Genomic DNA, 26393 nt, shown 5'->3' on the forward strand with positions numbered 1-26393 from the left:
GCGGGGCGCCCCACCTAGTATTTTTACCAGTAGGTTTGCCGCGCTCCAGGCACTAATTTGTACCCAAAGCATTTGGATGCCTGCCCTGTGTAGGCCTGTGCACATTGGTGGAGGCACGGTGGTGGAAAAAGCTGACAACAATCGCAAGGAATCGGTGGTGGGGCGTGTGCTGAATACGCTGCCTGGCCTGCCGGACACGTTGGATAGCCAGGTCCTCGTCCAGGACTCGATGTTCAATTGGCAGCGGGCAGACCTGAGATACTTGATGGCTCGCCTGCCAGGGCTCGACGCCAAGCAGGCCAAGCAACTGAGCGAGCGCTTGAATGTGACGTTCTTCGCCCTGATGCGCAGGTTCAGGGAGGCGCGCCTGAGCGCAGGCAGCGGCCAGGCAGGGGACCAGCGCAAAGGTCTCTTGGCGCAGCCAGGCGCGCCGGTCCTGGAACAGTTGCTTGGCTACGGGTGGAACGGTCAGGTCAAGCCTAGTGCTATGGAAAGTACCGATTCGCCGACGGCCTGGCTGGTCGATCTGCAGTTGCTCATGCGTGAGCTCGAGAAGCGCGCCAACCCGCGCACCGCTGTGACGTTCGCCCAGCGTCGGCCTGATGTGCTCAGCCTGGTGCTCGATGAGCGCGCAGTCAATCGTGTGGTCACCCAGGTCGAGGTGGTCATCAACATGCTCAAGTATGCCATCGCCGGCAACTCGGATACCGGCACCTACGACCCCATCGCGGTACAGGACAAACTGCTCGCGGTGCGCCACCCCTACCAGCGGTTTCCCTATGAGTTCTATACCGAACAGGTCAAAACCGTACTGGCGCACAACCAGTTGCATATCAGCGACCTGGAGGCAGTGGGGGACATCGACTTCCCTTATTTCATTCACTCCGGCGTGCATGCGCGGTGGTCGGATACGGCGTTGCAGCAATATTCGGGCCTGGGGCCGATCCTGCGAGGCATGCTGCTTGACGATCCGTACTTCGGTGAAGGTGTGGCGCTTCATGAAGATCAGGCGCAGGCGCAGGCCGATGGCAGATTTTTCAAGGAAAATTTTGGCATCCAGAGCTATGCGGACCTTCAGACAACGCAGGGCTTCTGCCAAGTGCTGAACATGGACGAAGACCAGATGAACGCCGTGTTCGCGCTGGCCGAGCATACGCCCATAGTCTCTGGCAATCTGCGGCCGCCGCCCACGGTGAAGGCCTCGATGCAGTTTGGCGCACGCTTCATCAACAGCGATGGTGCAGATCCTGTCGCGGTGGCACGCCCCATCAAGAAGGAGGAGGACAGCAATGACAACGACAACCACTTCCTCGGCTTGACCCCAGCACGTTGCGATCGTCTCAACCGCCTGATACGGGTGGCCAATGCCATGCAGCTGTCACCCGCGCAGGCGGACCAGGTGCTCTGCGCGGTCATCGATGCGCAACGACGTGGCGAACCCACGAGGCGCCGAGCCCGGGTCGAGGCCACGCCGTTGCGCATTGGCACCGCTAGCCTTCGTGCCTTGGGGCTGTTCCAGTACCTGCGGGAACAGTTCGCTTGCACGGCAGAGGACTTCGCCACCTTGCTTGGCGATATCGCGGTGTACGGCCCAGGCGAAACACCCAGCCATTTCGATCGGGTCTTCAATTTCGACGACAGCGTACCGCTGGTGCTGGACGACGAGCCGTTCAGCCTGGCGGGCAGCGACGACGACAGCATGCGGACTGTGCAGCAATTGTGCCGGGGCCTGCGCTTGAACATGGAGGCGTTCCGCTACCTGGCGCGGGCGATCATGCAGTTCCATGAGGGATCGGTGTTGAAACGCTCCGTGCAAACGGTGAGCACCTTCTACCGGGTGACCTTGCTGGCCCGCTTGCTCGGTATCAGCGTGATCGAGCTGCTGGCCTTGCTAGAAGTGCTTAGCCCTGATGGTCGGGTCCTCAAGCAGTTGACCGGCCAGGTGCATAACACCCCGTACCAGTCTTCCTCGCACACCGACACGGTCAGTGTCATTCATGCAGTCAGCCAATGCGTGCTGTGGTGTCGCGAGGAAGGGTTGCAGGTTAGCTGGCTGGTGCAGCAGCTCATGCCGCTGGAAACATTGGATGTCATTCCGGTTGAGGTCAGCGAGTTGCTCATCGAGTTGGCCAACCAGGTGTCGCCGTTCACGGATATTGACAAGCTGTTGTTGGAGGCTGGCGTTCCAGCACTGGAGGGCAAGCGTTGGCAAGCCCAGCTGGAAAGGGTCGTCGATGCCCTCGGCCTGGTTATCAGAAGCGGTCCTGGGACGCAGGATTTCGACCCGGTCCTGTACGAGAACTTTGCCAAGCGGGAAATCCAGGTGGTGGTCGAGCTCGAGCTGGGTGACGAAGATAGCGAGCGGGTCGTCGAGCTGATCCTGGGCGTTGTGTTGCGTGTTCGCACGCAGCAGTGGGGTTTGGTACAGCAGAGTGTTTCCCAGTTGCTTGGCGTTGACCCGACCTTGGCGGTGCCGATCCTGTATTGGGCCGCTGGTACGGTGCATGAGCTGTTGGCCTTTGCGGTCGAATTCGTCCCCACGCGCCGCATTTCCGAGACGATGAAGGACATTTTACCGTTGGTGCGACGGATGCAACGGCTGGCACAGGTCGTTGTGCAGTTCGACTTGAGTCCGGCAATGCTCACCAGCCTGCTGACACGCCAACAGCGTACGCACTTCAGCCTTCTCTCCCTCGACCTGACCCTGCACACCCTGTACTTCCTGTCACGCTATACCCGCTGTGTGCGTCAGGCACGCAAAAGCGAAGACGCTGTGCTGGACTACTTCAGGTTGATCGAGGAGCTGGGCCCGCTGAGTGGAAACGAACTGCGCTTGGTGCGCGAGGCTGCCGCCGAGGAAGTGGCTGCCTTGCTGGGCTGGGGTATCAACGAAGTGTTCGACGTTGCCAAGCAGGCCAGCGACGATGGCATCGTGCGCAATGTGGCGCAGTTGTGGATGGTGGCGCGTATCCAGCAGTTTTGCGCAAAGACCGGCCTGAGCGCCGCGTCGGTGATGAAACTGAGCCGGCTCGGCATGCATGACAACCACCAGTTTTACCGTGAGGCTGCGCAAGAAATGCTGGTGAGCCTGGAACGCCCGGTCAGCGCAGCGGTTAACGACGCAGAGTTGCGTCAAAGCCAATTGCCGTCCTGCAAGCCCTGGCAAGATTATCTCATCGCCAACCCTAAGGTGACTGCCGCCACGCAAATCACTTTCAGCTTGCTCGACAGGGATGGGGTTCCGGTCTCGGGTGTTCGTGTGAACTGGGCTACCAACCTGGGGATCTTGAAGGACGACTTCAGCTACACCGACAGCGATGGCGTAGCCAAAGTCCTGTTTGAGGCCGGTAGCAGGATGGGTGTAGCCACCATCACCGCGACGTACCTGCTGGGTCGGCAGGTGAGCACTGCGGTGACCGTTGGCTACGATGCTGACAACCTGGTGCTGGATGATCTTGAGAGTCGTCCCCGTGAGCCCTGGCCACTGGCAGGCAACCGGGGCACTCACTTGCTGCGTGTAAGAGTGATGGACATACACGCAAACCCGGCGGCTGACCAGGAAGTCATCTGGACCACGCAAAGGGATGACTGGACGTTCCGCGATAGCACCGGGCGCACGCTTACGGATCATGAGGGCTTCAGTACGGTCAGGGTGAGGGGCCTTGGCAAAGGGACAGGGGGCGTTCTCTACCATTGCCCGGCTATCGAAAACTCATTGCAGGAAGTCACCGTGGGTTTTGCCGACCAGCCGTATGTAAGCGTGTTCAAGCTGAACACCCATGCCGTTGTTGGCGAAGACATAATGGTTCGGGCCATGCTCTCTAGCCTGGATGGTGAACCGGCCGTGGGAATAGTCGTCTCCTGGGATGTGCCGGCGGGTATGACTATCAAAGACGCGCGCAGTGAAAGCGATGCCTCGGGATGGGTTAGCGCAACGCTGGTCGCCAGCGTTGCCAGTACATTGACGGTCACCGTAAAACCTGAAGGGGGCCACGCGGATTCGGAGGGCAGTCTGGCGATAGACGTCTTGAAAGACGTCGCGCAGATCGATTGGGTTGATCCGACAACATGGCCGGTACGCGAAGGCGATGATGTTGTCAGGTATGCCGTGAAGGTGTTCAGCTCTGATGGCCGGCCAGTGGTCAATTTCCCCGTGATCTTTTCTACTCGTGGCGTAGGTGCTGTCAATGCCGTGGTTGGCCCCGATGGTTATGCCCACGCACAGTTCATTGCACGTCGAGAACCGGAATTAACGCAGGAGATGGGTGGACACCTGCGTGAGTGGGGTTCGAGGCCCGATTATAGTTTCCCGTCAATTCCGATCGTGCCTGCCCTGGATGATCAGATCGAATGGTTCAAAGGAGAAGAGCCGGCCGGCGAAGGCCCGTCGTTCACCCTCCATGAGCCGGAAGGGGGCATCCAAACCTACTACCTGGACTTTATCATGCCCCATAGGCATCGGTTGCTGGAGCTCGGGGAGCGCGTGCGCCTTGCATCCGGAGAAGGCCCCTCCGCCGGGTCGTTGGGTCTGGAATTCGACAAGGGCTTTGGCGAATGGCTTGAGCTCGAGAAGGGCAAGCCCGGGCTACGCTGGAAAATCGAAAGCAAAAACGTGGATTTGGAATTCACCACCACGACGCGCTTCGCCATCCGCTTCGAACATGCCCAGAAGAGCATCCCGTGCCAGATCACGGTGATACCCGCTGCCGAGGCGCCTGCAACGGCGCGCCCCCGCTAAGCCAACGTTGCAGCATCTTGCGAGGTCACAAATGGACACAGCACTGCGCAATCTACTGAACGAGCAAGAGCGGGATGCCTTGTGCGATCTGTTTATGCACCATTACATGCCGGACATTCTGGGCGTATCGGGGTTGAATATGATCACGCCCGATCATCTGGACCGTTATTTCAAGACCGACACCCAAGCCACGTCGGCGGTCACCACCAGTTTCGTGGCCGAGGCACAGGCCTGCACGGTCAGCCATATCCACTCGATCTTCGACAATATCGAGCCCGGTTACGACGCGGACTTCCCTGCGGAACTGAAAGTGTTCTGGGAACAGGCCATGTCGAATTACTCGATGTGGGCGGCGTATCAGAAACTGGAAGATTACCCAGAAAACTACATTCGCTACGACCTGCGTCTGGATGCCACGGAGTTGTTCAAGCAGTTGACGGTCGATCTAGGCCAGGGACGCCTCAAGGACGAGACGATCTACACTGCCGTGCGCACCTACCTTAAAGGGTATGAACAGCAAAACAGTATCCGTGCCCAGTCCGGTTTCATCGACTATCGGGGGGGCTACCAGGATGGCGACCACTATACCGGCTATACCTTTGCCAACTCGGACTATTACTTGCTGGGCAGCGACAACGCCAGCCCGCCTCGTTACTACTGGCGCAAGGTCAAGGTACGCTTGGATCGGAGCTCCACGCATATCCTGCCGGATGCCTGGAGCGAATGGCAGGAGATCAAGGTGGCCACGGGTGGCACGCTGCTCGAGGCACGGCTGCTGTGGTTTGCTGGACGGTTGCAGTTGGTTTGGCTACAGCATGATGCGCGTGTCGAGGTGCCGGTGGAGCCGCCTGAAGATCCGCCAAAGGATCCGCCAAAGGATCCGGACAAGCTCTGGCGTTACCCGCTGAAGCTGCAGCTTATCTATGTGGGCCTGGACAAGCAGTGGTCCGCGCCGGAGGTGCTGTGGGCGCGTGATGAGTTTGTGACGGTAAAGCAGAAGGACGGCGAAGAGCTGGCGCCCACGTTCGTCACGCAACTCGTGGCCACGGCGGTGGAGCGCGTTCGTGGCAGTGATGACCAGATGTTCGTTGCCCTCAAGTTCGGTGTTAACGTCGAGATGGCTAACGCCACGGAAGTGTTCAGCCTTCAGCGTGATGTGCTCAAGCGTGTCATATCAGGCGACGCGTTCGGGGTTGGTGCCAGGAACAAGTTGTTTGACTACTTCTTTCCCTCGAGTAAAACGCACGCCGGCAAGCGCTACCTGCAGCGTCGTTTTGCGGACGCCGACTATGAGCTTACGTCCCTCAAGCGCGATCCTCCAATTGATCCATTGAAACCTAGAAACCCCTACCTGAGCCTGGAGGCTTACCTCGAACAGCGCGGCGCGAAGCACTGGCTGTCCTTGCGTGGCCGCAGCAGTGAAGTACGGACAGTTCAGCAGCCGGCATGGGTGTACCTGTCTCACGTCACAACCCTTGAGGACGGCAATCAGGTGCGCGTTGAAGTCAGCACCGGTCCGAACAATGAGCTGCGGTTCAGTTGCGCCCTTGCCAAGGAAACAGAGGGGTTGGCGGTGGTGCTCAAGCACGCCGAGTTGGCAACCGAGCTGATCCTGGACGAATTCAATGGCACCGCTTATGGCTGGTCGCAGTCCCAGAAGCCGGTCAAGCTGAAGAACCCGCGTCAGCTTGCCACCTATACCTTGCAGCAAATCAAAGACGGTGCGGGTTTCACGTTCAAGGTCGGCGGCGGCGACTGGACACCGCTGGTCAACGGCAACAACTTCATCACGGTGCACCCGCAAAACGATTCATCCGAAAAAATGAAGCTGAGCATAGGCTCCAGGCAGTGGGAAAATGAGCTGAAGCTCAACGGTGCCGCGGCCACGGACTGGTTGGAATATGAAGTCTCGCAATTCGGGTCACTCAATGTCACCTGGAGGCCCAGCGCAGACAACAGCCCGGATAACGACTTCAGCGTGACCGTGGCCGTCTATACAGACCCCACAGGCGCCTGGGTGCCCTATCTCGAATCGCAGGGCAGCGGCGTTGATTTCCTGGTCTTCGACAATCTAGGCAGTTCGGCAAACAAACTGACCGTTCGCCTCAACTCGCAGCAAGTCACGGACTTGATCAATCGAGCCGAAGTCTCGCCCCAGGCAGTGTTTGCCTGGGAAGCGCAACACCTGCGTGAGCCTGTCTACAAGCCAACGCTCCGGGGGGATACCTACTTGGGCTGGCAGCGTAGCGACGAGGATCCTGCCCTGGGTTATTTCGATGCCTACGGTCTTTACCTGCGCGAGCTGTTTTTCTATGTCCCCCATGCCATCGCCTCGCGTTTGCAGGAAGAACAGCGCTTCGCCGAGGCCCGTGACTGGCTGGGGCTGATCTTCAATCCGCAGCGCCGGCAGCCACCAACCGAAGTGGTGGGCGTCGACTACTGGGGGTGTGCCTGGTTGTTGCACGACGATACCGACGCCCCCGGCCTCGAGCATCAGCTGGTCGATCCCCACGTCATTGCCTTGCACGCGCCCTCTCATTACCGCAAGGCAGTATTCATCCAGTACGTGCAGTTGCTGATCGATGAAGCGGACCTGGAATACCGTCAGCAGACGCGCGCCAGCCTGGCCAGGGCCTGGGACCTGTATCGCCGAGCCTCGGACTTGATGGGCGAGACCCCTGATGCCCGAACGATCAGCACCTGGGAACCGCAAACGCTCGCGCAACTGCTCAAGGCCGGGCTCGATGAGCACGCGCTGTTGCGCCACGAACAGGCGGTGCAGCCCGCGGACCTGCCCAAGCGCCTGGACACCTTCCTTTGGGTTGGCGCAGCGGCGCATCCTGCGTTTCGGCTACCCATCAACCAGCAATTGCTGGATGTATGGCAAGTGCTCGACCATCGTCAATACAACCTGCGGCATTTCCTCAGTATCGACGGCAACCTGATGCAACTGCCGTTGTACGACCCGGTGGCCAATCCCTTCGACCTGTTGTTGGCGCGCATGGGTGGTGCTGGTGGCCCCTCGCACCTGCAAGGTCATCGCATGCTGGTGCCGCCGTACCGCTTCCGCGTGGTGGTTGCCAAAGCCCAGGAGACCGTGACGGCGCTGATGCAGTTCGGCGAGCAACTGCGCGGTTTCATGGAGATGGAGGAGCGCACCCAGCTCGAAGCCTTGCAGTTCGAGCATGCTGCGCAGATCGCCGGTTATGTCATCGGTATTCAGGAGCAGCTCTACGAACAGCAAGCGAAAACCCTGGAGGCCCTGGAAGCACAGCGCAGTGTTGTTACAGTGCAACGCGATCATTACCAGGCCCTGCTCGAAAAAGGCTTGAGTGCCCAGGAAATCGCGGCGATGGTCCTGACTGGCCACGCCCGGTGGACGTCTACGGGTGCTGGTGTGTTGCAGTCGGCCGGGCAAATGCTGACCATGGCGCCCAATGTATTCGGGCTGGCCAATGGCGGGATGAATTTCGGCGCCGCCTTGATGGCCTTGGGTTATGGCGGGCAGATCTTGGCGGGCGCCGCGGACGTTGCGGCGGGCATACTGCGCGAAACGGCAGGCTACCAGCGTCGTGAGCAGGATTGGCGCTTGCAACTGCGCCTGGCGGAAAAGAACCTGCAGGCCATCGACAAGCAACTGCAGGTGCAGAAACACGCCGCCTTGGCTGCCAACCGCGCGCTGTTGCATAGCCGTCAGTTACTGGCACAGGCCCAGCAGCTTCACGAGTTCTATCAGAACAAGTCGACCAGCGCGTCGCTTTACAGTTGGCTACGGGCGCAGGCCTCTGGTTGGTATGCGACCTGTTTCGATGTGGCCGTCAGCCTGTGCAATGCCGCCGAGGCCTGTTGGCAATTCGAAACCGGTCGCTATGACACGCGGATCCTGCGTCCGGTGGTGTGGCGCGCCGACCGCTACGGCCTGAATGCCTTCGGCGACCTGAAGATGGACCTGGAGCGCTTGCTGCAAGAGTGGTTGATGCGTAATGAGCGGCAACTGGAGATCCGCAAGGACGTGTCGCTGCAAGCATTGCTCCAGGAGGGCTTGGTGTGCGATGAGAACGGTACGGCGTATGACCCGGCAAAGGACACCGTGCAATCGATCCTCACCGGCAAAGGCGAGTTGTGGTTCACGCTGTCCGAAGACCTCTACAACCAAGACTACCCCGGTCATTACCAACGCCGATTGCACAGTGTGGCCTTGAGCATGCCGGCATTGCTGGGCCCCTACGAGAATGTACGCGTCGAGTTGCGCCAAAGCCAAAGTCGGTTGTTGATCGAGGCGGATATCGACGGCGTGAAGCACCTTTCGGCAAAAACTCCAGACCCGGGTGACGATCGCTACGTGAGGCTGAGCCTGCGTCCGGGGCAGCGTACCTGTCACTCCATGGCAGACCGTGACACCGGAATGTTCAACTTCGACCCGTCCGATGAACGCTACCTACCGTACGAGGGCTGCGGGGCAGTGTCGACATGGCATCTGCACTTGCCGCTGCATGACCGTCAAGGCGGCATGCTCGCGAGTCTGAGCGACGTCATCGTCCATGTCGCCTATTACGCTTTGCGTGGAGATAGACAATTTGAACAGGACGTTAAACAGTTGCTCGAGACCGTGTCGCCGAGGGTAGCGAGTGATTCTGCGGCTTATTGAAAAGTACCAGGTTCGGCGCTCCAGTTGGCGCGAACAAACCGGCGATGACGGATTGGGAACAAGGGAACGGACATGTCCAACATTAATGAACTGCAAGGCGCCAACAACGTCGATGATGCTGCGAAAACACCGGGTCACAATATTGTCCTGGCGCCTAACTTCCCACCGGACAGCATTGACTGGCTGGGCGCATGGTTCATGCGCGTGTTGCGCTTACTCCTGGACTTGGGGTCGTTCCGCTCACAACGGCAAACGGCCGCGAACAAACCCTGGTTATGCAAGAGCTCGAGTTTCTCGACCGGGCCAGCCGACGATCCCTACATCAGAATTGGCGCGGATACCTGGGTTCGACAGGATATCGATCTGCCCATTGCCTATGAGCCCGGGGCCCAGGCTCAACCTGTGTACTACTTTGGCTGCAAGTACGATGTCGAGCGTTTCGACACCTGCTACGTGACCGTCTGGGCGCTAAGGGGCGATGCAGTCGGCGAGCAATTGTTGCGTCAGCCCTTGCAAGGCCTTGGCACGGCAGGAGAGCGGGAACAGGCACGTGATTGGCAAAGGCTGACGCCATCAGCCTTGGATACGAGCAAGGTAACGGAAAAGCTAGAACGTGTCCGGGTACAGTTCGAAACACCCCGTCAAAACGGTGCGCCTTATCTGTACCTCACCGATGTGCAATTGCATGCGCACCTTGGCGAGCTCCGCCTGGAGAAACTGACGCTGCGCACCGATGACCCTGACGCGGCCGTGCCTGATCAGACCAAGGCACCTTATCTGCTGTGTCATGGTACCTCGTCGATCTTGAGCGTACAGGTTGCCAAGGATGATGCCTGGGAAGAACAGGGCTGCAGTTTGCAATGGCTGGGTGAGAGCAGCTTGCCACCTGAGCGCTATGGCGTGACGACGAGCCCATTACTCAATGTCAACGACGCCGATAAGCTCGACTCCTACCAGCCGTTGTCCGCTGGCGCGGATACAGATTGGCAACTCGAGCTGAGCGACGGATCTTGGCTGCAGTCCGGTGCGACCACCCTTGGCTTTGGCAGTTATTGGGTGGCCCCCAAGCATTCGTTTGCGGTGCAGATCGGCCACTTCCGACATGCCATCGGCAAGCTGGATGCCAGCAATGCCGCGCTGGTAATCGACCAGGGCGATAAAGCACAAGTGACCGCTAGGGTGAAGTCGCCATTTTCCGACGCTGGCCTGGCAGGTATCGAGGTGCACTGGAAAATCAATGGCAGTGACTACACAACGATCGTCACAGACGACAAGGGACAGTCGCTATTTGAGTACCCGCCGACCCGCGAGGATATCGATAGCAACGGCCAGATGGTGATCGAAGCCGAGTGTACCGATGTCTTCGGCCTGCCAAGCAGAGCCACTCATGTATTCAATGTTTTCGAGACCAGTCCATGGCCTGCGCAAATGGAGTTCCTGCTCGATGGCGAGCGGATCGAAGCGTTCGAATGGGGGAAATTGCAGTTGATCTGCGGGGAGCAATACACGCTGACGCTGCGCCCCAAAGATAAAGAAAAGGACTTCCTTGGGAAGAAGGTGTGGCTGGACTGGGCGGAGGGTGAGAACCTGGGGATCGACCTGGGCTCCAATGAGCCACGGGAGATGCTTACGACCGGGTTGGAGTGGACGATTACGGCTGGCTCGACTGAGCGTGGCATCTTTACGCTGCAAGCGCTGGTTGAAGATCTGAAAGTAGGCTTCGGGCTCAAGGGCGTGCAGATGCGTCCGTTGGCGGAGGAGCTCGAAGCTTTCGCCGCGCCGGTCTGTCGCAGAGGTGTTGCTTATACCCTGACGTTGCATGCCTTGGCTGATAGCCCGTTGACCCAGTTGCCACTCGAGGCGCGCCTGGTGTTCGAAAAGGATGGTGCGTTGGATGCCGGGGATATCAAGCCCGATTCCGCATTTACCACGTGGGCTCCGTTCGTGGCTGGGACTGCCGAGTGGGCGCTTACCGGCGAACCGAAAAGCGGTTGGTTCAAGTTGCACATCGAGACCATGGGCCTAGGTTCGGTCACCTTGCCGCGTTGCGCGATGATCTCGCCGCGTCTGGAGGATGAGTTCGTGATCACGCTGGGCGAATCGTCCGCCACGAAACCGTTCATCCTCTGGTATGGCGACACGGCAAGTGCGCAGACCTTGAGCATTACGGCCAGGAGCGACAGCCCGGTGGCAGGGCTGGGTTTCGATTACCACCTGCAATTCGACGAACAAACCGATACGACGCGCAAAGAACATGTCGAAGCGATCCCCAGCTATGAAGTACCGCAAAGGTTGACGGAGGATGCCGAGCAATGGCGCGCGCAATGGCAATTGACGGGTAAACGGGGAGCTGGAGTACTGCCGAGCGGTAAGTATAACTTAATCCTGGGCAGTGACGGGTTTGTGCAGCCCTGTGTGGTGCGCGATGCGATCCTGATGTCTGAAGATCTGGCGGACGAGGCCGGCTTGACATCGGCTGGTGACAACATCAATGGCATCGATATTTACTGGAGCAAGGAAGCCAGTGTGCTGACATTGAAGGCCCGTCCTGAAAGCCCATTGGCTGTGGCGGGGTTGGAGGTGGCGCTCGAGTTTGTCAAGAGCGGCGACCTTGTTGCGGCAGACGTGAGCGCGGATCCTGATTATACCATTGGTAGAACGCTAGGCAACGACGAGCTGGCCTGGAAAATTACCGGGAAAGAAAAGGGCGGAAAGTTTGGGCTGTCGGTCACGATACCGCAGTTTAAAAAACCACTGCTGTGGGAAAAATGTGCGGTGGTGGCCAAAAACCTGGGGGAGGAAGGTCAGCTGCTGGTGACCGGCTTTGAGGCCTTGGCAGGCGGATGTTTCTGGCTGGAAGAAATGGGCGAGATTAAGTATATCCCCCGCAAAGGTAGTGCGCTTTATGAGTTGGGCCTCAAAGCGAAACTACATTTTGTCAGCGTAGCGAATGGTGGGGTGCGCAGCGGCGATATAAAGCCCACGCCAGGCTATGGCAGCGACAATGCGATTGAATTAAATGGCGTGACATGGAAAATGCAACCCATGACACAAACGGGTGGAATTTTTAACTTGGAACTCGAACTGGAGAAGTTTTCGCAGCGGCTCAGGTTACCCGTGGCGGTATTGATGTCGAATGACTTGGCGAAAGAAATAGAATGGGTGCCTGATTATGAACCTCTTATCAGCCATCTGCCTCGCGATCTGCTCGTCAAGCATAAGAAGAATTCGCCTTTGGCAGCGCTTAAGTTGAGCCTGGTGCTGACAATCAAAGATGACAAGTACCCGACGAGTTGGAAGGCGGTGCCAGAGCTTGGCGGGAACAATGCAGTGGATGCGACAAAGGATTCTACCCTGTGGCGTGTGACTGGCACGGCACATGGCGGGAAGGGGGAGTTGAGCTTTAGTTGTTCACTGTTCAAAACACCGATCAAGGCTGGGACTCTTCATGTGCTTTGAGGCGCGATTGTATCTCCTTGGCGCATGCCTGCGCTAAACGCTGTTCATTACCTTGCCTGTGCTGGAGTCGAACATGCTGGAACCAGTGAGCGCCGTAGCCCCTGTCGCGGATGAGCGTGGATTTTCAGGTTCATCCACACTTGCCTTGCCCAAAGGCGGCGGCACCGTCTCCATCGGTGGCGGCATGTTGTCCGCCGGTGGCCCCGACGGTGCCGTCAGCTGGCAATTGCCGCTGCCATCGCCCAAGGGGCGGGCCTTGTCCGCCGAGCTGACGCTGCAGTATTCCTCCGGGGGCGGCAATGGGGCCTTCGGTGCGGGTTGGAACTGCCCGTTGCCCGCGGTCCTGCACATGACCCGCTTCGGTTTCCCGAAGTACGACGGCAACGATCGAATGTTCGGGCCCAATGGCGAGGAGATCCTGCGCGCAGGTGACGGCAAAACGAGGCAGTTACCGTTCTGGCCGGACTCACCGGACTTCACTGTCACCCCTTGGCGGGCGCGTACCGGCGGCCCAGCACAGTGCTTGGAGCATTGGGTGGCGAAAGACGTGGCTCAGGATCCGGGCTTCTGGTTGCAAAGATCGCCGGACGGCAGCCTGTCGCTGTATGGCTGGTCGGACACCGCGCGCCTGCGTGACCCGCAGGCGGCTGCACGTGTGGCCGGCTGGTACCTGGAGGAGGCCGTCTCGGCTGTCGGCGAGCACGTGGTGTATCGCTACCGCCTGGAGGACGAAGAGGGCTGCGACGCCGACGAGCGTGCCGCCCATCCACAGGTTCGCCATGTCTACCTCGATGCAGTGTATGCCAAGCCAATTTCCCCGTCGGACGCCTTGTTGCTGCCACAGAACGCCTTCGACCCAGGTCAGTTCAAGGAATTCACGCTGTTCGATTACGGCGAGCGCGGCGCCGATACCAGTGCGCCACCCTTGCTGGAAACCGACCAGAAGTGGCCGGTGCGCCAGGACCTGCATTCGTTCTGGCGCTATGGCTTCGAGGTGCGGATCCGCCGCCTGTGCCGCGACGTGCTGTTGTGGCGGCGCATGGGCACGACGCCGTATGAGGAAGGGAACACCCCGGTACTGGTTGAACGGCTGCACCTGAAATACGCCGAAGGCAGTGTGACCAGCTTGCTGGAATCTGCGCAGCAGGTCACCTACGACGCCCATACCCGGATGCCGCCGATGGAGTTCCAGATGATCCTCCCAGGCCGGGGGGCGCCTCGCTGGGAGGCCATGCCGGCCCTGGAGGGGTTCTGGGAGCAGGCCTGGCAACTGGTGGACTTGTTTGGTGACGGTGTACCGGGTCTGCTGTACAAAGGCAGCGGTGCCTGGATGTATCGTCGGCCGCAACGCCTGAGCACGCCAATCTGGCGTGGATTGACACCCGTGCGCGACGTTCCGTGGCGCTATGCGACCTTTCAGCGTTTGGAGGCGCGTGCGTTTGCTCGGTGGTTGGCCTCCAAGCCTGGCAGGGTGGAGCCCAAGGACGCGATCACTTGGGGCCCACCACAGCTGTTGCCGCTGCACCCCAGCATGAACGGCACCTTGACCGATCTGGATGGCGATGGTCGGCCGGAGTGGCTGGTCACCGGTAGCGTCCGTGGCAGCATCACCTTCAATCCGGACGGGCAGTGGAGCGCGCTGACCTCGCTGAAGGTGCCCGCGGAACTCGGCCACCCCCAGGCGCGGCTGGCCGACCTGACCGGCAACGGCCTGCAAGATGTCGTGCTGCTGCCGTTAGGCCCCCGGACGGTGCGGGTTTACCCCGCCAATGGCAAGGCTGGCTGGTCTGCCGCAGTCACCCAGCAGTACCAGGGCAAACAGCGCTTGCCGTCGCTGGCCGCATCCGAACTGCAACTGGTGGCGTTCGCCGACCCGTGCGGCAGCGGCCAGCAGCATTTGCTGCGGATCACCGGCGAGGGGGTGACCCTGTGGCCGTCGCTGGGCCACGGCAAGTTCGCCGAAGCCGTGGCGATTCCTGGTTTCGCCGTGGCCAAGTTCAATGCCTCGCGGGTATGGCTGGCTGACACCGACGGCGCCGGTACCACGGATATCCTGTATCTGGAGCCAGACCGCATCCGGGTGTTCGTCAGCCAATGTGGCAACCGCTATATCGAAGGTAACAGTATCCCGGCCCCGGCCGGGGTGAGGTTCGATGCGACGTGCCAGTTGCAAGTTGCCGATATCCGCGGGCAGGGCACCGCCGACCTGCTGCTGACCGTGCCCCATGGCGGACCTGGCCTGCGGCCACGCAGCTGGTTGTTCCGCTTCAACGACCGGCGACCCTGGCTGCTCGAGCAGGTCGTGGACAATGCCGGTTCGCGCACCTTGCTCGAGTACCGCAGCTCGGCACAGGCCTGGCTGGACGAAAAGGCAGCGGCCGGCACGGGCACGCCTGCGGTCAGCTACCTGCCGTTCCCTGTTCACACCGTCCGCCGCGTGACCACGGTCAACGACATCACCGGGCTGTGCCTGGGCAGCGAGACCACCTACCTGGGCGGTGTCTGGGATGCCGAGGAGCGCGAGTTCGCCGGCTTCAGCCGGCTGGTGCAGGTCGACAGTCATGACCGGGCAAGCACCACTGCCGCCGAGCTGTCGCCGCCGATGCGCACCTGCACCTGGTTCTACACCGGCCTGGAGGCGCACGACGGCAGCGCACAGGGGGCTTTCACCGACATGGAGAAAGACTTCGCCCCTGACACCGTGCGTTTCACAAGCTGGACCCTGGAGGGCGAGCAGGATGATGTACCTGTCCCGAATTCGGCCTTGCGGGCCTGGCTGTACCGGGCCGTGCGCGGCCAGGTGATGCGCACCGAGGTGTATGGGCAAGATGGCGCTGAACGCGCCGACCGGCCCTACAGTGTCACCCGCCAGCGCCTGCAGATCCGCGCCTACGCGATGCCCGACACGCAACGTCCTGCGGCGCTGGTCAGCACCGTGCAAGCGCTGTCGTTCGCCTGTGAGCGTATCACCGAGGATCCGCAGATTACCCAAACCCTCACGCTGAAGGCGGATGAATACGGCAACCCGCTGCAGAGTGTCGTCATTCATTACCCACGGCGGTTGACCGAGAAGGACCTGGCAGACGAGGAGCGTGACCGCAAGATCTATCCGAAAGACCTACCGCAAGGGCTGATCGTCGACAGCATCGATCCCCAGCAATACATCTGTTGGCTCAACATGACCCGGGCCACGGTGCACAATCTGGTGTCGAGCGACGACTTCGTCATCGGCCTGCCGGGGGCGACGCGTCGAGATGTGGTTCGACTGGAAGTGGCTGAGGTGCCCAAGGCAGGCTTCACCGTGGAAGGGTTGGCTGATTTCAAGTGGGATGATCCCAGTCGCACCAGCTTCGCCGGTTATGAAAAGGTCATCTGGCGCAAGGCCGATGGCACGGGCGTGAGCAGTACGCCATCGCGCCAGGCGCTCAAGGCCTACACCCGTACCGCGATGCTCGACAAGGCCGCGCTCGACGTGCTGCGGCCCACCTTTACCCAGACCTTGCGACAACTGGTCAAGGATGGGCTGGACAGGTCGGACACTGCCATGGACATGCTCGAGCGGATGCGCCTGCGTGTGCCCCGCCCACAGCCTGATGTGTTGTACGCGCTGGTGGCCGCCTATGCGCCAGTAGGGGCGCAGGATGAAGCGGCTTGTCGGGCGCTGCGCGGCGCACTGAAATCAGCCATTTCAGTGCAATCCTTGCAGCAACTGTTGCTCGAGACCGAAGCGCAAGAGCTGCCACAAGGGCTACAAGCGCGCCTGCGCGGGACTAGTCGCGTGCCGGATGATGCGCTATGGGCAGTAGTGACCTGGTACCTCGACCAGGAAGCTGGTGTGCGAGCGGGAATCGAAGCCCACCTCGATCTATTGGCTGGCGAACCGGACGAGGCAGAGCACCTGCAAACGTTGCGCGCCACGCTGTCCAATCGGCTGGCGCAGAGTTACGCCAGCCAAGAAGGTTTTCTTGCTCAATTGGACAACGCGCTCCAAGCGCCAGAGGTATTCTGGCCGATCGTGCTCTGGGTGTCGGAACGGGCGGATGCCGACCTGCAAGCGCAGGCCAGAAGCTGGCTGGACGACGTTGCGCAGGTGCTGGATAGCCGAGTGCAGGAGGAGTCGCTGGAGGCGTTGCTCAAGCGTGGCGGCTATGTCGCCATGAACCGCCCGCCCGAGGATGGGGAACTGGAAGATCCCCATGACCCAGACGATCGCGGCGCACCGGGCATCCCCTGGGGGCCTGCGATCGAGGAGGCTTATTGCGGCCATCACGATATTACCGGATACCTGCCTGCTGAGCGCTTCTGGTTGCCAGCGCGCACCCAGGGCAGCACCCAGGTCGGCCCCAGCGAGTTGCGCTACAGCACCCACGATATAGCCGTGCAGGCAGTGATCGATGCGGCAGGCCTGACGACCAGCGTCGAGGCGTACGACTGGCGCTTCGTCGCCCCGGTGCGGATCAAGGATCCCAACGACAATACCCATGAGGTTGAGCTGGACGCATTGGGTCGGGTCATGTCGACACGGTTCTACGGCACTGAAACCCCAGCGGGTAGTGATAAGCCTGTCGAGGTAGGTTACAGCAAAGATGTTGTGTTCCTGGCGCCGCTCACCGTCGACGCCGCGGTCGCGTTGAACGACAGCAAGCAGGTCCCGGTGGCCGAGGCGTTTACCTATGTCGCCGATACCTGGATGCCATGGGCGCTACGCGCAGATGGCAGTATCGACCGTGAGCGGCGCTATGGTGCACTGGCCTGGCAACGCGATGCACAGCGCCTGCGCAAGGATCGCATCGTGCCACAGATGAGCGGGCAAGCACCGCCTCATGTGATCCATGTCCAGACCGATCGCTACGACCCCGACCCCGAGCAACAGGTGCGTGTGGCGGTGCTGCTCAATGGTGGCGGGCAATTGTTGCAGACCGCTCGGCTCAACCCACCCGGCGAGGCCTATGTGCGCACCGAGACAGGCGGCCTGCAACAGGATGCTCAGGGCCGCGCGGTGCTGGCGAATACGCCTGTGCGTTGGGCCGTCAGCGGCAAGACCGAGTACGACAACAAGGGCCAGGCGGTGCGCCAGTGGCTGCCGTTTTACCTGGATGACTGGCGTTGGCTGCGTGATGACAGCGCGCGTGAGGGGATCTACGCCGACACCCATGTGTATGACGCCCTGGGGCGCGAGACCAGGGTCGTGCGCGCCAACGGCGAACAGGTTGGCGAAACCTGGGTGAACTACGAGTACCGCACGCGGCTGTATCCCTGGTTCACCGTGGTGTACGACGAAAACGACACCTGGGCCGAGGTCATCGAGCGAGCGGGAAACATATGATCACCGCCAAGGGCCGGTAACAACGGTCGAGTACCTGGTGGCCGGGAGCTGGGCACCTTGGACGTTGCGTGGCGCATGCTGGGCAAGGGTTCCCTCTGCTCAGAAGGTTTGCGCGGTAATGCAATGCAAGCTCCCTTTGACGGAGATTTGCAAATGTACCCGTACCAACGCCTTACCCCATGGGCACGGGGCCTGCTTGGCCTGACGTGGGTGTGCATAAGCGCCGTTTCCCAGGCTGGCGCTCTATCAGCAGCGGATCCTTTTGACCAGGCGCTGCAGGCGCGCATGGACCAATGTCAGCAACGCTTGGCCATCCTCGAGCGATCGATGATCGAGTTCCTCGAGGATATCGAGCAGCGCTTTGGCGCCGAACTACGCCGCAAGGCGCAGTTGCAACATTTGGAACGTGACATGCTGGAAAAAATCAAAGCGGCGAAGGCCCTGTATGGAAATCCACCCAACCGACCCGAGCATCGTCTGTATATTCAAGGCCTTGAAAGCGAGCACAGTCAGATCCAACGTAGCTTGCGCGCGGCGCTGGATGCCGAGAAACGGGTGGCGGCAGTCAAGCCCTGGCAAAGCTTGGCGCGGGTGCGCAGCCATGGCAATGGTACGGTACTGGACGATTGGGGCTTCGCCGTCCAGCAATGCGCCCGTCAGCCGAGCAATCAAGCGCGCTGCCGCGTCCAGGAAGTCCAGCCGTTGCAACAGCAGCTCAGCCGTGCATTGAGCGAAAGTTACCAGCTGCTCTATGACGCCGAACCGCCGCTGCGCCGCGTGGCTTTCCAGTTCTCCTCGAGCTGGCCCAACGATTGCGGTGCCGTCACGCCTTGAGCTCAGCGCCCGCCGTGGATCCTGCGGCGGGCCCTCCTATCGCCGCACAGTCTTTCCCGCTGGCCGGGGCACCGGTTATTTGAGGGCCGCCTGCTGATACCGCAGCTTGGGGCCTGATGTCGTTTCGTCTGTGTTTTTCGCCGCCTTCCTACGCCATGCGATCGGCACCACCTACGCTTGATGGGATTCATTCCCGCTTAATCAAAAGGTTAGCCAGCGCGCACAGTGGCGCTGCCAAGGGGCAGTCAGCAAACACGAACTGCATAGCCTGGCAAGCTGGCCGATGCTTGGGCTATCGCCTGAAGCACGCTCGATACCCTACTTAAAAGGAATGATCTTATGTCCGAAATTGTCTCTTACGCCAACCGCAACATCCTGCTGGAAAGCCAGATTGATGAGCAGGTCGAGGCCCTCGCCCGCGCCAAGCCACTGCAGTTGCCAGCGGCCAACGCACCGTTGGTTGCTACCTTCAAGAAAAAGCTGGAGGGCAACTACGAGATTGCCCGTGCCAAGACCGATACCGATCACGCAATCGAACTGCTGTATATCGCTTATAACACCACTCCTCAGGAACAAGGCGCCATCCGTGTCAGAATCGCGAGGATCATGAATGAGCTGATCCGCGCACAGCAGGACAGCGAGCGCACCATCAAGGGCGCCGCACGCATCGCCGCACGCATCGGTCGATTGCTCAACGATCAGTTGCCGGACTGGCTGGATGTGCGCGAAGAGGCTGACGCGGCAGAAATCCGTGCCTTTGTCAGCGGCGATCTGCTCGAGCTGGCCAAGGGGATCGTCGATGATGCGGCGACCGTGCAGTCCAGCCTGGGTACCATTGTCGACCGCTACGAGCAAATTCTGCGTGATGTAGAGGCGGTGATGGCCGATAGCGAGCTGGCCCTGAGCGAGACCATCGAAGCCAACCAGCGGATCAAGAAGGAGATCGTCGAATCGACGGCCAAGCGTGAACAACTGGACAAGCTGGTCAGCGAGCTCAAACAGCAGGTCGACAGATTCGAAAAGCTGGCCAGCCAATATGGCGCGCAAGCCGACAGCGCCGAGAAGAAAGCATTCTGGGCCTCGCTGCTGAAAAACCTGACCCAGGTATTGGCTGCCGTGGTACCGCTGGCTGCCATTGGCGCCTCGGGCGGAGCGGGCGCGCTGATGGGGGCCGCCACGGTCGGCTCGTTGGGCCGTCAGTCCAATGGCAGTGTCGACCCCGGCAAACTGGTGGAAAAGGCCAGGCTGGAAGGCCTGCGTGATAGTCAGGCTGATATCGTCGAGGCGTTGTCGCGTAAAGTCGACGAGCTGAATGCGCAGCGCGAGGCAGCCACCAGCGAGTTGGAGAGGGAAACGTTGGACAAGAGCCTGGCGCAAGCACGTGCCGAGCTGGAGGCGGCCAAGAAGAAACTGGGTGGCCTCGAGCAGCAAGTGGCCGGACTGTTGCGTGAGCTGTCGGACGCCGCCGCCGATTTTGGCGAGCAGATGAAAGAGCAGGCCATGACACTGCGTGAGCTGGAGCGGCAAATGCTCGACAACGTGGAGAAATACGAAAACGCGAGGCGCGAGCAGGCCGCCGAGCTGGTTCGTATCACCATTCTGCTCAATGGCCAGCGCGACGAGCAGCAGAGCATCGAGTTGGCGGTGAAGTCGCTGAACCTCAGTGTTGCGGCGCTCAAGCGCAGCAAGGAAATCGTCGAGGAAATCGCCTTCTTCTTCAAATCCTTCGCGGACTTCATGCAACTGATCATCGATGACGCGCAGGAGCGTGTGGACGATTATGATCGGGCGGGCAGCAGTGAATCGCTGCGTCGCAACCGCCTCAATCAGCTGATTGCCACCACCGATCGTTTCTTCGTCACCCAGGCAGGCCAATGGCATGCGGTCGGCGCCGTGTCTGCCGAGTTCGCGCAAATCTTCAACGACGGCTGGAGCAAGTTGAACAAGCTGTCGGGCAGTTACATCACGGGCGACGAACTGAAGGCTTATCTGGTTCAGGCCTCTCACCAGCTCAAGGTGATTGCCGAGGATCGAGAGGCGGCCAGCAACCAACGTATCGCCTCGCTCAACGACTACCGTGCTGAGTTGGAACGCAGGGCTTCCCAGGGTTGAGGGCCTGTGGGTCATCGAGAAACCGCCTTCGAGGCGGTTTCTGTTTTTTCACGTCGGGCTTGCGCAGGCCTGTTTCAATAACGCAGTTCCACGCCTACATACGCCCCGATCCCATCCCCGGGCCAGAACGATGCAGTGTCTTGCCCCTGGGCGTTGTACACCGGCGTCACCGCCGTGACGTAGGCCTTGTTCGCCAGGTTCTTCAGGTCCAGCGAGACTTTCCAATTGCCCTTGGGCGCTTCATAGCCCAGGTTCGCCCCCCAGATTGTGTAGGACGGCGCATACAGGCTGTTGGCATAGTCCACCGCCGTGCGTGACGCCGACTGCACATTGATGCCGGTGTACCAGCCGCTGTGGTCCTGGTACTGCAACTCGCCCTGGTAGATGTGCTTGGGCACGCCAGGCAACTGGTTGTCGCCGAAGGTGGTGTCGTGCCGGTAGTAGAAGTCGTTGTAGGTGTAGGCCTGGCGCCAGCGCAGCAGGTCGCCCTGGTCGTTTTCCCACAGTCGTGTGTTGAGCCCGGCCTCGATGCCCTGGTGAATGGTCGGCGAGGCGTTGAACGCGCCGGTGACCGCGGCCGAGGTGGCGCTGGCGGGGATGATCTGCACGTTCAGCAGTTCGTCGTGGATCCACGAACGGTACAGCGCCAGGCTGCCGTCGAAGATGCCATGAGAGCCCTTGATGCCGACCTCGAAGGTGTTGGCCTTCTGCTCCACCAGCGGGCGCACGTAGGGCAGGGTCGGGCCGGAGCCGGAGTACTCCCAGGTGGCGGGCGGATCGATGCTGCGGCTGAAGTTGCTGAACACCTGCAGGTTCGGCGCGAATTCGTAGCGCAGGCCGATGCGCGGGGCGACGCTCCAGTTGTCGTAGTCGACGTGCTGCGGGAAGTCGGTGCGGTTGGCGTTCACCGCGTAGTCGATGTCGATCTTGCGCCGCACATTGATGAACGACACGCCGCTGGTCAGCCACAGGCCGTCGACCAGGTTGAGGTCGTTGCCCAGGGCGATGACCCGGTCGAACGAGTCGGTGTAGTCGACTTTCTTCAGCGGCACTTTGTCGCCGGTGGCCGAGTTGACCCCGCCGCGCAGGTGCTGGGTGGAGGTGAAGGCGATATTGCTGCGGCTTTCATGGCCGAACAGGTAGTCGGTGCGGTCGTAGCCCAGCAGCAGGCCGAGGTCGTGCCAGTCCCAGTAGCTGGGGTTGCTCGGGCTGCGCGGGCTGTTGGCGTGGCGGTAGTCGTGGTAGGACAGGCCGACGGTCAGGCGGGCGTCGTCGTCGAAGGTGTAGGTGGTCTTGCTGCCCAGCCAGATGCTGCCGGGGCGGCGGGCGCCGTTGCCGCTGCTTTCGGCGGTGGCGCTGGCACGGCGCGGGTGATGCAGGGCGGCATCCAGGGTGGTGGCGCTGGGGTCGTTGTGCACTTCGTCGCGATAGCGCAGCAGCACGCGGGTCTCGAGTTTCGGGCTGAAGCGGTAGCCGGCGTTGGCGACGATGCCAGAGCTTTGCGACAGGCTGTAGTCGCGGTAGCCGTCGTTGCGGTAGTTGTCGGCCTGCAGGTAATAGTCGAGGTCGCCCTCGACGCCGCCGTAGCTGATGCTCTGCTTCTGGTAGCGGTAGCTGCCGGCCTCGGCGCGCAGGCGCAGGCCGGGGGCGGTGTAGCCGCTGTGGTTGACGAAGTTGACCGCGCCGCCGAGGGTCAGGGCGCCGTACTGGAAGGCGTTGGCGCCGCGCAGGATTTCGGTGTAGTTGACGCCGCTGGCGTTGAGGAACTCATAGGGGGTGCCGCCGGGGCCGGTCAGCGGCAGGCCATCGAAGAGGAACTTGAGCCCTTCGCGAAAGTAGCCCGGGGAGGTGTTGGCGCCCGAGCCGCGCACCGAGATCTTCGCCGCGTCGTTGCCGCCGGTGGATTGCACGAACACACCGGGCTGGTAGGCGAGGGTGTCCTGCAGGGTGGCGGTACGGCCTTTGCCCACTTCTTCGCTGTCGGCCACGCTGGTACCGCCGGGTACCTCGGCCAGGACGCTGCTGGCTTTTTGTACTTCAGTCTGCTTGGCGCCTTGCACCGTCACCGTGCCGAGGGTCGGGTCGGCGGCCAGCACCGGGAGCGGTGCCAGCAGCGCGGTGGTGGCCAGGGCGGCGCGGCGGATCGCCAGGCGCAAGGGGAGGGGATGGATCGCACGCATCGTTGTATTCCTTGTAAAACATCGTAGGTCCTCGGCGTTCTATGGGAATAGTCAGGCCAGTCGGAGAAGGTACAGAGCAGTTTCTGTGCCAGATGAGTGGCTGCCCTGAAGTTATGGGCAGTCACCCTGTTGTCGAACAATAAGCCTGAACAGTCAGCGACGAATTGTTGAACGAATGTTGTTTGGCGAACAGCCGCGGTTATATATAAATGCCCAAATCGTTCGCGGTCTTTTTTTGCCATTTCTGGTTTTCTGTCGTGCCATGAAAGTATTGCCATAGAGCGGTCTGTGCGGGTGATTTGGATGTTGGCCAGGCAACACCGACTGAACAGTTTGTCGTGTTTAAAGATGGTGTGCGCATCGCCTGATCAATAAATAAGGCTTTTTAACCCTGGCACGACTAGTGCAATACCCCAGCTGTCGATCAGCGAAAGTGTGGGTATTACATGAGGCACTTTATTCATCGAGCCACATTGGCCAGTCTGTTCTGCCTGGCCACTTGCTCCCCCGCCACGCCAGCGGACACCGCCGGCGGCCTGAAGGGCGAGGCGGTCAGCGAGGCGAGCGGCGTGCTGCGCTATCCCGCCAGCGACTTCGTCGAACAGCGCCCCGGTGTGCGTGGCGGCACCTTGCGCGTTTCCGCCGCCAGTGATGCCGGCAGCTTCGATATCCATGCCTTGTCCAACGGTAATATCCAGTGGCTGGGCCGCATCCTGTTCGACTGCCTGGTATACCAGGCCGAGGACGGCAGCCTCACGCCGTGGCTGGCGAAAAGCTGGGACATCAGCGCCGATGGCCTGACCTACACCTTCCAACTGCGCGACGACGTCACCTTCAGCGACGGCGAGCGCTTCAATGCCGAGGCGGTGCGGGTCAACCTCGAGCACATGCGCGACCCACGCACCAAATCGCCCCTGACCGCCGCCTACATCGCGCCCTACCTGAGCGGCCGGGTGATCGATGAATACACCTTCGAAGCGACCTTGCGCGCGCCTTATGCGCCGTTCCTCGATGTGCTGGCCCAGGCCTGGCTGGGGATGATCTCGCCGCGGCAGATCCTCGAGGCGCCAAAGACCATCGCCAGCCAGCCGATCGGCACCGGGCCGTTCGTGCTCGGCGCCTGGACCCGCGACCAGGGTGCGCGCTTCGAGCGGCGTGAGGGTTATCGCTGGGCGCCCGCGGCGATCAACCACCCTGGCGAGGCTTACCTGGACCGCATCGAGCTGAGCTACGTGCCCGAAGCGATGATCCGCTATACCGCGCTGGAGGCCGCCGACAGCGACATGGCCCTGGACGCCCCGGCACAGAACGCCGCCGCGATACGCGCCAACCCGGCGCTGACCCTGCGCAACCGTATCCGCAAGGGCAATCCGTCGCGCAGCATCACCTTCAACGTCGAGCGACCACCGTTCGACGATGTACGGGTACGCCAGGCGGTGGCCAAGGCCATCGACCGCGACGGGCTGGCGTGGATCTCGGGCTTTGGCGAATACCTGGCCAAGGGCGACTTCCTCGCCGTCAACACCCCGGGCTACGACCCGGTGGCCCGCGATGCGCTGGCCTACGATCCGCTGGCCGCCGGCCGCCTGCTTGATGCCGCAGGCTGGACCGGACGTGACCGTGAGGGCTTTCGTACCCGTGACGGCCAACGCTTGCGCGCCACCTTGCTGACCTATGACAACCCGGCGTTCCCGGCCAATGTCCCGGTCGCCGCCCAGGCTGATTTGCGCAAGATCGGCTTTGACCTGCAAATCGAGCTCCTGCCCATCTCCAAGGTCATGGAACTGCGCTATGCAGGCCAGTTCGACGCCTTTGGCGGCGGCTACTGGCATACCAACACTGCCGATGGGCTGTTCATTCTCTACCACAGCGATTCGATTCCCTCGGCACGGATGCTGGGCCAGAACGTCGGCCATTTCCGCGACGCCAGCCTCGACCGCCTGCTCGGCGAGGCTCGTCGCAGCACCGATCCGGCGCAACGTCGCGCGCTGTATCGCCAGGCCCAGCAGCGCCTGGGCGAGACCGTGCCGGCGGTGCCCTCGGTGGAAAGCCAGATGCTGGTGGCCTACCGCAACGCGGTGGGTGGCGTGCTGTTCGACGGTTCGCACAACGTTCCCCTGTTCACCAGCGTGTGGCTGGCCAAGGAGCAACCATGAACGTGCTGATGATGTTGCTACGCCGCCTGCGCGACGGCGTGATCGTGCTGTGGGCGGCGGCCAGCCTGACCTTCCTCGGCGTGCAGCACAGTGGTGGCGACACCGCGCTGGCCATCCTCGGCGGCCCGGATGCCATGCCCACCCCAGAAATGCTCGCCCAGGTGCGCGCCGAGTACGGCCTCGACCAACCGCTGTGGGTGCAATACGGCCGCTACGTGGCGCGCCTGGCCCAGGGCGATCTGGGCGAGTCGTACCGCTTGCGGGTACCGGTGGGCCAGGCCATCGGCGAGCAGGTCGGCGCGACCCTGGCCCTGGCCAGCAGCGCGGCATTGCTCGCGGTCTTGCTGGCGCTGTGCTCGGCGCTGCTCACCGCCAACCGCGGGCGACGTCTGCGCGCGCTGGTCTCGGGTATCGAGCTGGTGCTGTCGTCGGCGCCCAACTTCGTCATCGGCACGCTGCTGTTGCTGGCGTTTGCCTTCCACTTCCACCTGTTGCCGCCGTCCGGCTCGCGCGGTTGGCGCTCGCTGGTGCTACCCAGCGTGGCCCTGGCGCTGCCGATCGCGGCGGTGCTGGCCCAGGTGCTGCGCCAGTCCCTGGAACAGGTGCTCGAGCAGCCCTTCATCACCCAGGCCCGCGCCCGTGGCATGGGCGACACCGCCGTGCGCCTGCGCCATGCCCTGCGCCACGCCCTGGTGCCGCTGGTGACCTTGGCCGGTTTCGTCTTCGCCAGCCTGCTCGGCGGCGCGGTGGTGCTGGAGCTGCTGTTCGGCCGGCAGGGCATTGGTCGGCTGATGCTCGACGCCACCACCAACAAGGACGTGCCACTGGTGCTTGGCGTGACCCTGCTGGCGGCGACCCTCTACGTGCTGGTCAACCTGCTGGTGGACTTGGCGACCCAGGCCATCGACCCGCGCACCGCGCGCCACTGATTTCAGACAAA

General features: G+C 61.4%; 9 protein-coding genes. 8 read left to right on the forward strand and 1 reads right to left on the reverse strand.

What is annotated here, in order from left to right; translation table 11 throughout:
• The first annotated feature begins 121 nt into the window (after positions 1-121).
• The 6 genes from ACODS5_RS12470 (at position 122) to ACODS5_RS12495 (ending at position 21117) form a co-directional block, all read left to right on the forward strand.
• A complete protein-coding gene (locus ACODS5_RS12470; protein WP_489108806.1) occupies positions 122-4738 on the forward strand; it encodes a Tc toxin subunit A in 4617 nt (1538 codons plus the stop codon).
• A gap of 31 nt (positions 4739-4769) precedes the next feature.
• Complete coding sequence (locus tag ACODS5_RS12475; RefSeq protein WP_489108807.1) at positions 4770-9386, forward strand: Tc toxin subunit A-related protein; 4617 nt, start codon at positions 4770-4772, stop codon at positions 9384-9386.
• Between the two features lie 72 nt (positions 9387-9458).
• Positions 9459-12845 (forward strand): hypothetical protein, encoded by a 3387-nt coding sequence (locus tag ACODS5_RS12480; RefSeq protein WP_489108808.1) that lies wholly within the window; start codon positions 9459-9461, stop codon positions 12843-12845.
• 73 nt (positions 12846-12918) lie between these two features.
• Positions 12919-18171 (forward strand): SpvB/TcaC N-terminal domain-containing protein, encoded by a 5253-nt coding sequence (locus ACODS5_RS12485; RefSeq protein WP_489108809.1) that lies wholly within the window; start codon positions 12919-12921, stop codon positions 18169-18171.
• 57 nt (positions 18172-18228) lie between these two features.
• On the forward strand, positions 18229-19005 hold the full coding sequence (locus ACODS5_RS12490; RefSeq protein ID WP_489108810.1) for a hypothetical protein: 777 nt from the start codon (positions 18229-18231) through the stop codon (positions 19003-19005).
• A 339-nt stretch (positions 19006-19344) separates the two neighbouring features.
• Positions 19345-21117 (forward strand): coiled-coil domain-containing protein, encoded by a 1773-nt coding sequence (locus ACODS5_RS12495; RefSeq protein WP_489108811.1) that lies wholly within the window; start codon positions 19345-19347, stop codon positions 21115-21117.
• Between the two features lie 74 nt (positions 21118-21191).
• Here the strand turns inward: ACODS5_RS12495 and ACODS5_RS12500 are convergent, their stop codons facing one another.
• Positions 21192-23297 (reverse strand): TonB-dependent receptor family protein, encoded by a 2106-nt coding sequence (locus ACODS5_RS12500; protein ID WP_134692662.1) that lies wholly within the window; start codon positions 23295-23297, stop codon positions 21192-21194.
• A gap of 473 nt (positions 23298-23770) precedes the next feature.
• Here ACODS5_RS12500 and ACODS5_RS12505 point away from each other — a divergent pair, with 473 nt between their 5' ends.
• Both ACODS5_RS12505 and ACODS5_RS12510 read left to right on the forward strand, forming a co-directional pair.
• The gene (locus tag ACODS5_RS12505; protein ID WP_489108812.1) at positions 23771-25453 is read left to right on the forward strand and encodes an ABC transporter substrate-binding protein; all 1683 of its coding nucleotides are present in this window, start codon (positions 23771-23773) and stop codon (positions 25451-25453) included.
• Positions 25450-26382: an ABC transporter permease gene (locus ACODS5_RS12510; protein WP_489108813.1), complete on the forward strand. Its 933-nt coding sequence runs from the start codon at positions 25450-25452 to the stop codon at positions 26380-26382. The genes ACODS5_RS12505 and ACODS5_RS12510 overlap by 4 nt, the downstream gene beginning before the upstream one ends.
• Positions 26383-26393: the final 11 nt, after the last annotated feature.

It is taken from the genome of Pseudomonas sp. FG47 (assembly GCF_057809115.1).

Bases quoted from the DNA above. Each gene is read 5' to 3' on its own strand.
- ACODS5_RS12475 (WP_489108807.1), top strand. From the start codon at position 4,770: ATGGACACAGCACTGCGCAATCTACTGAACGAGCAAGAGCGGGATGCC.
- ACODS5_RS12480 (WP_489108808.1), top strand. From the start codon at position 9,459: ATGTCCAACATTAATGAACTGCAAGGCGCCAACAACGTCGATGATGCT.
- ACODS5_RS12485 (WP_489108809.1), top strand. From the start codon at position 12,919: ATGCTGGAACCAGTGAGCGCCGTAGCCCCTGTCGCGGATGAGCGTGGA.
- ACODS5_RS12495 (WP_489108811.1), top strand. From the start codon at position 19,345: ATGTCCGAAATTGTCTCTTACGCCAACCGCAACATCCTGCTGGAAAGC.
- ACODS5_RS12500 (WP_134692662.1), bottom strand. From the start codon at position 23,297: ATGCGTGCGATCCATCCCCTCCCCTTGCGCCTGGCGATCCGCCGCGCC.
- ACODS5_RS12510 (WP_489108813.1), top strand. From the start codon at position 25,450: ATGAACGTGCTGATGATGTTGCTACGCCGCCTGCGCGACGGCGTGATC.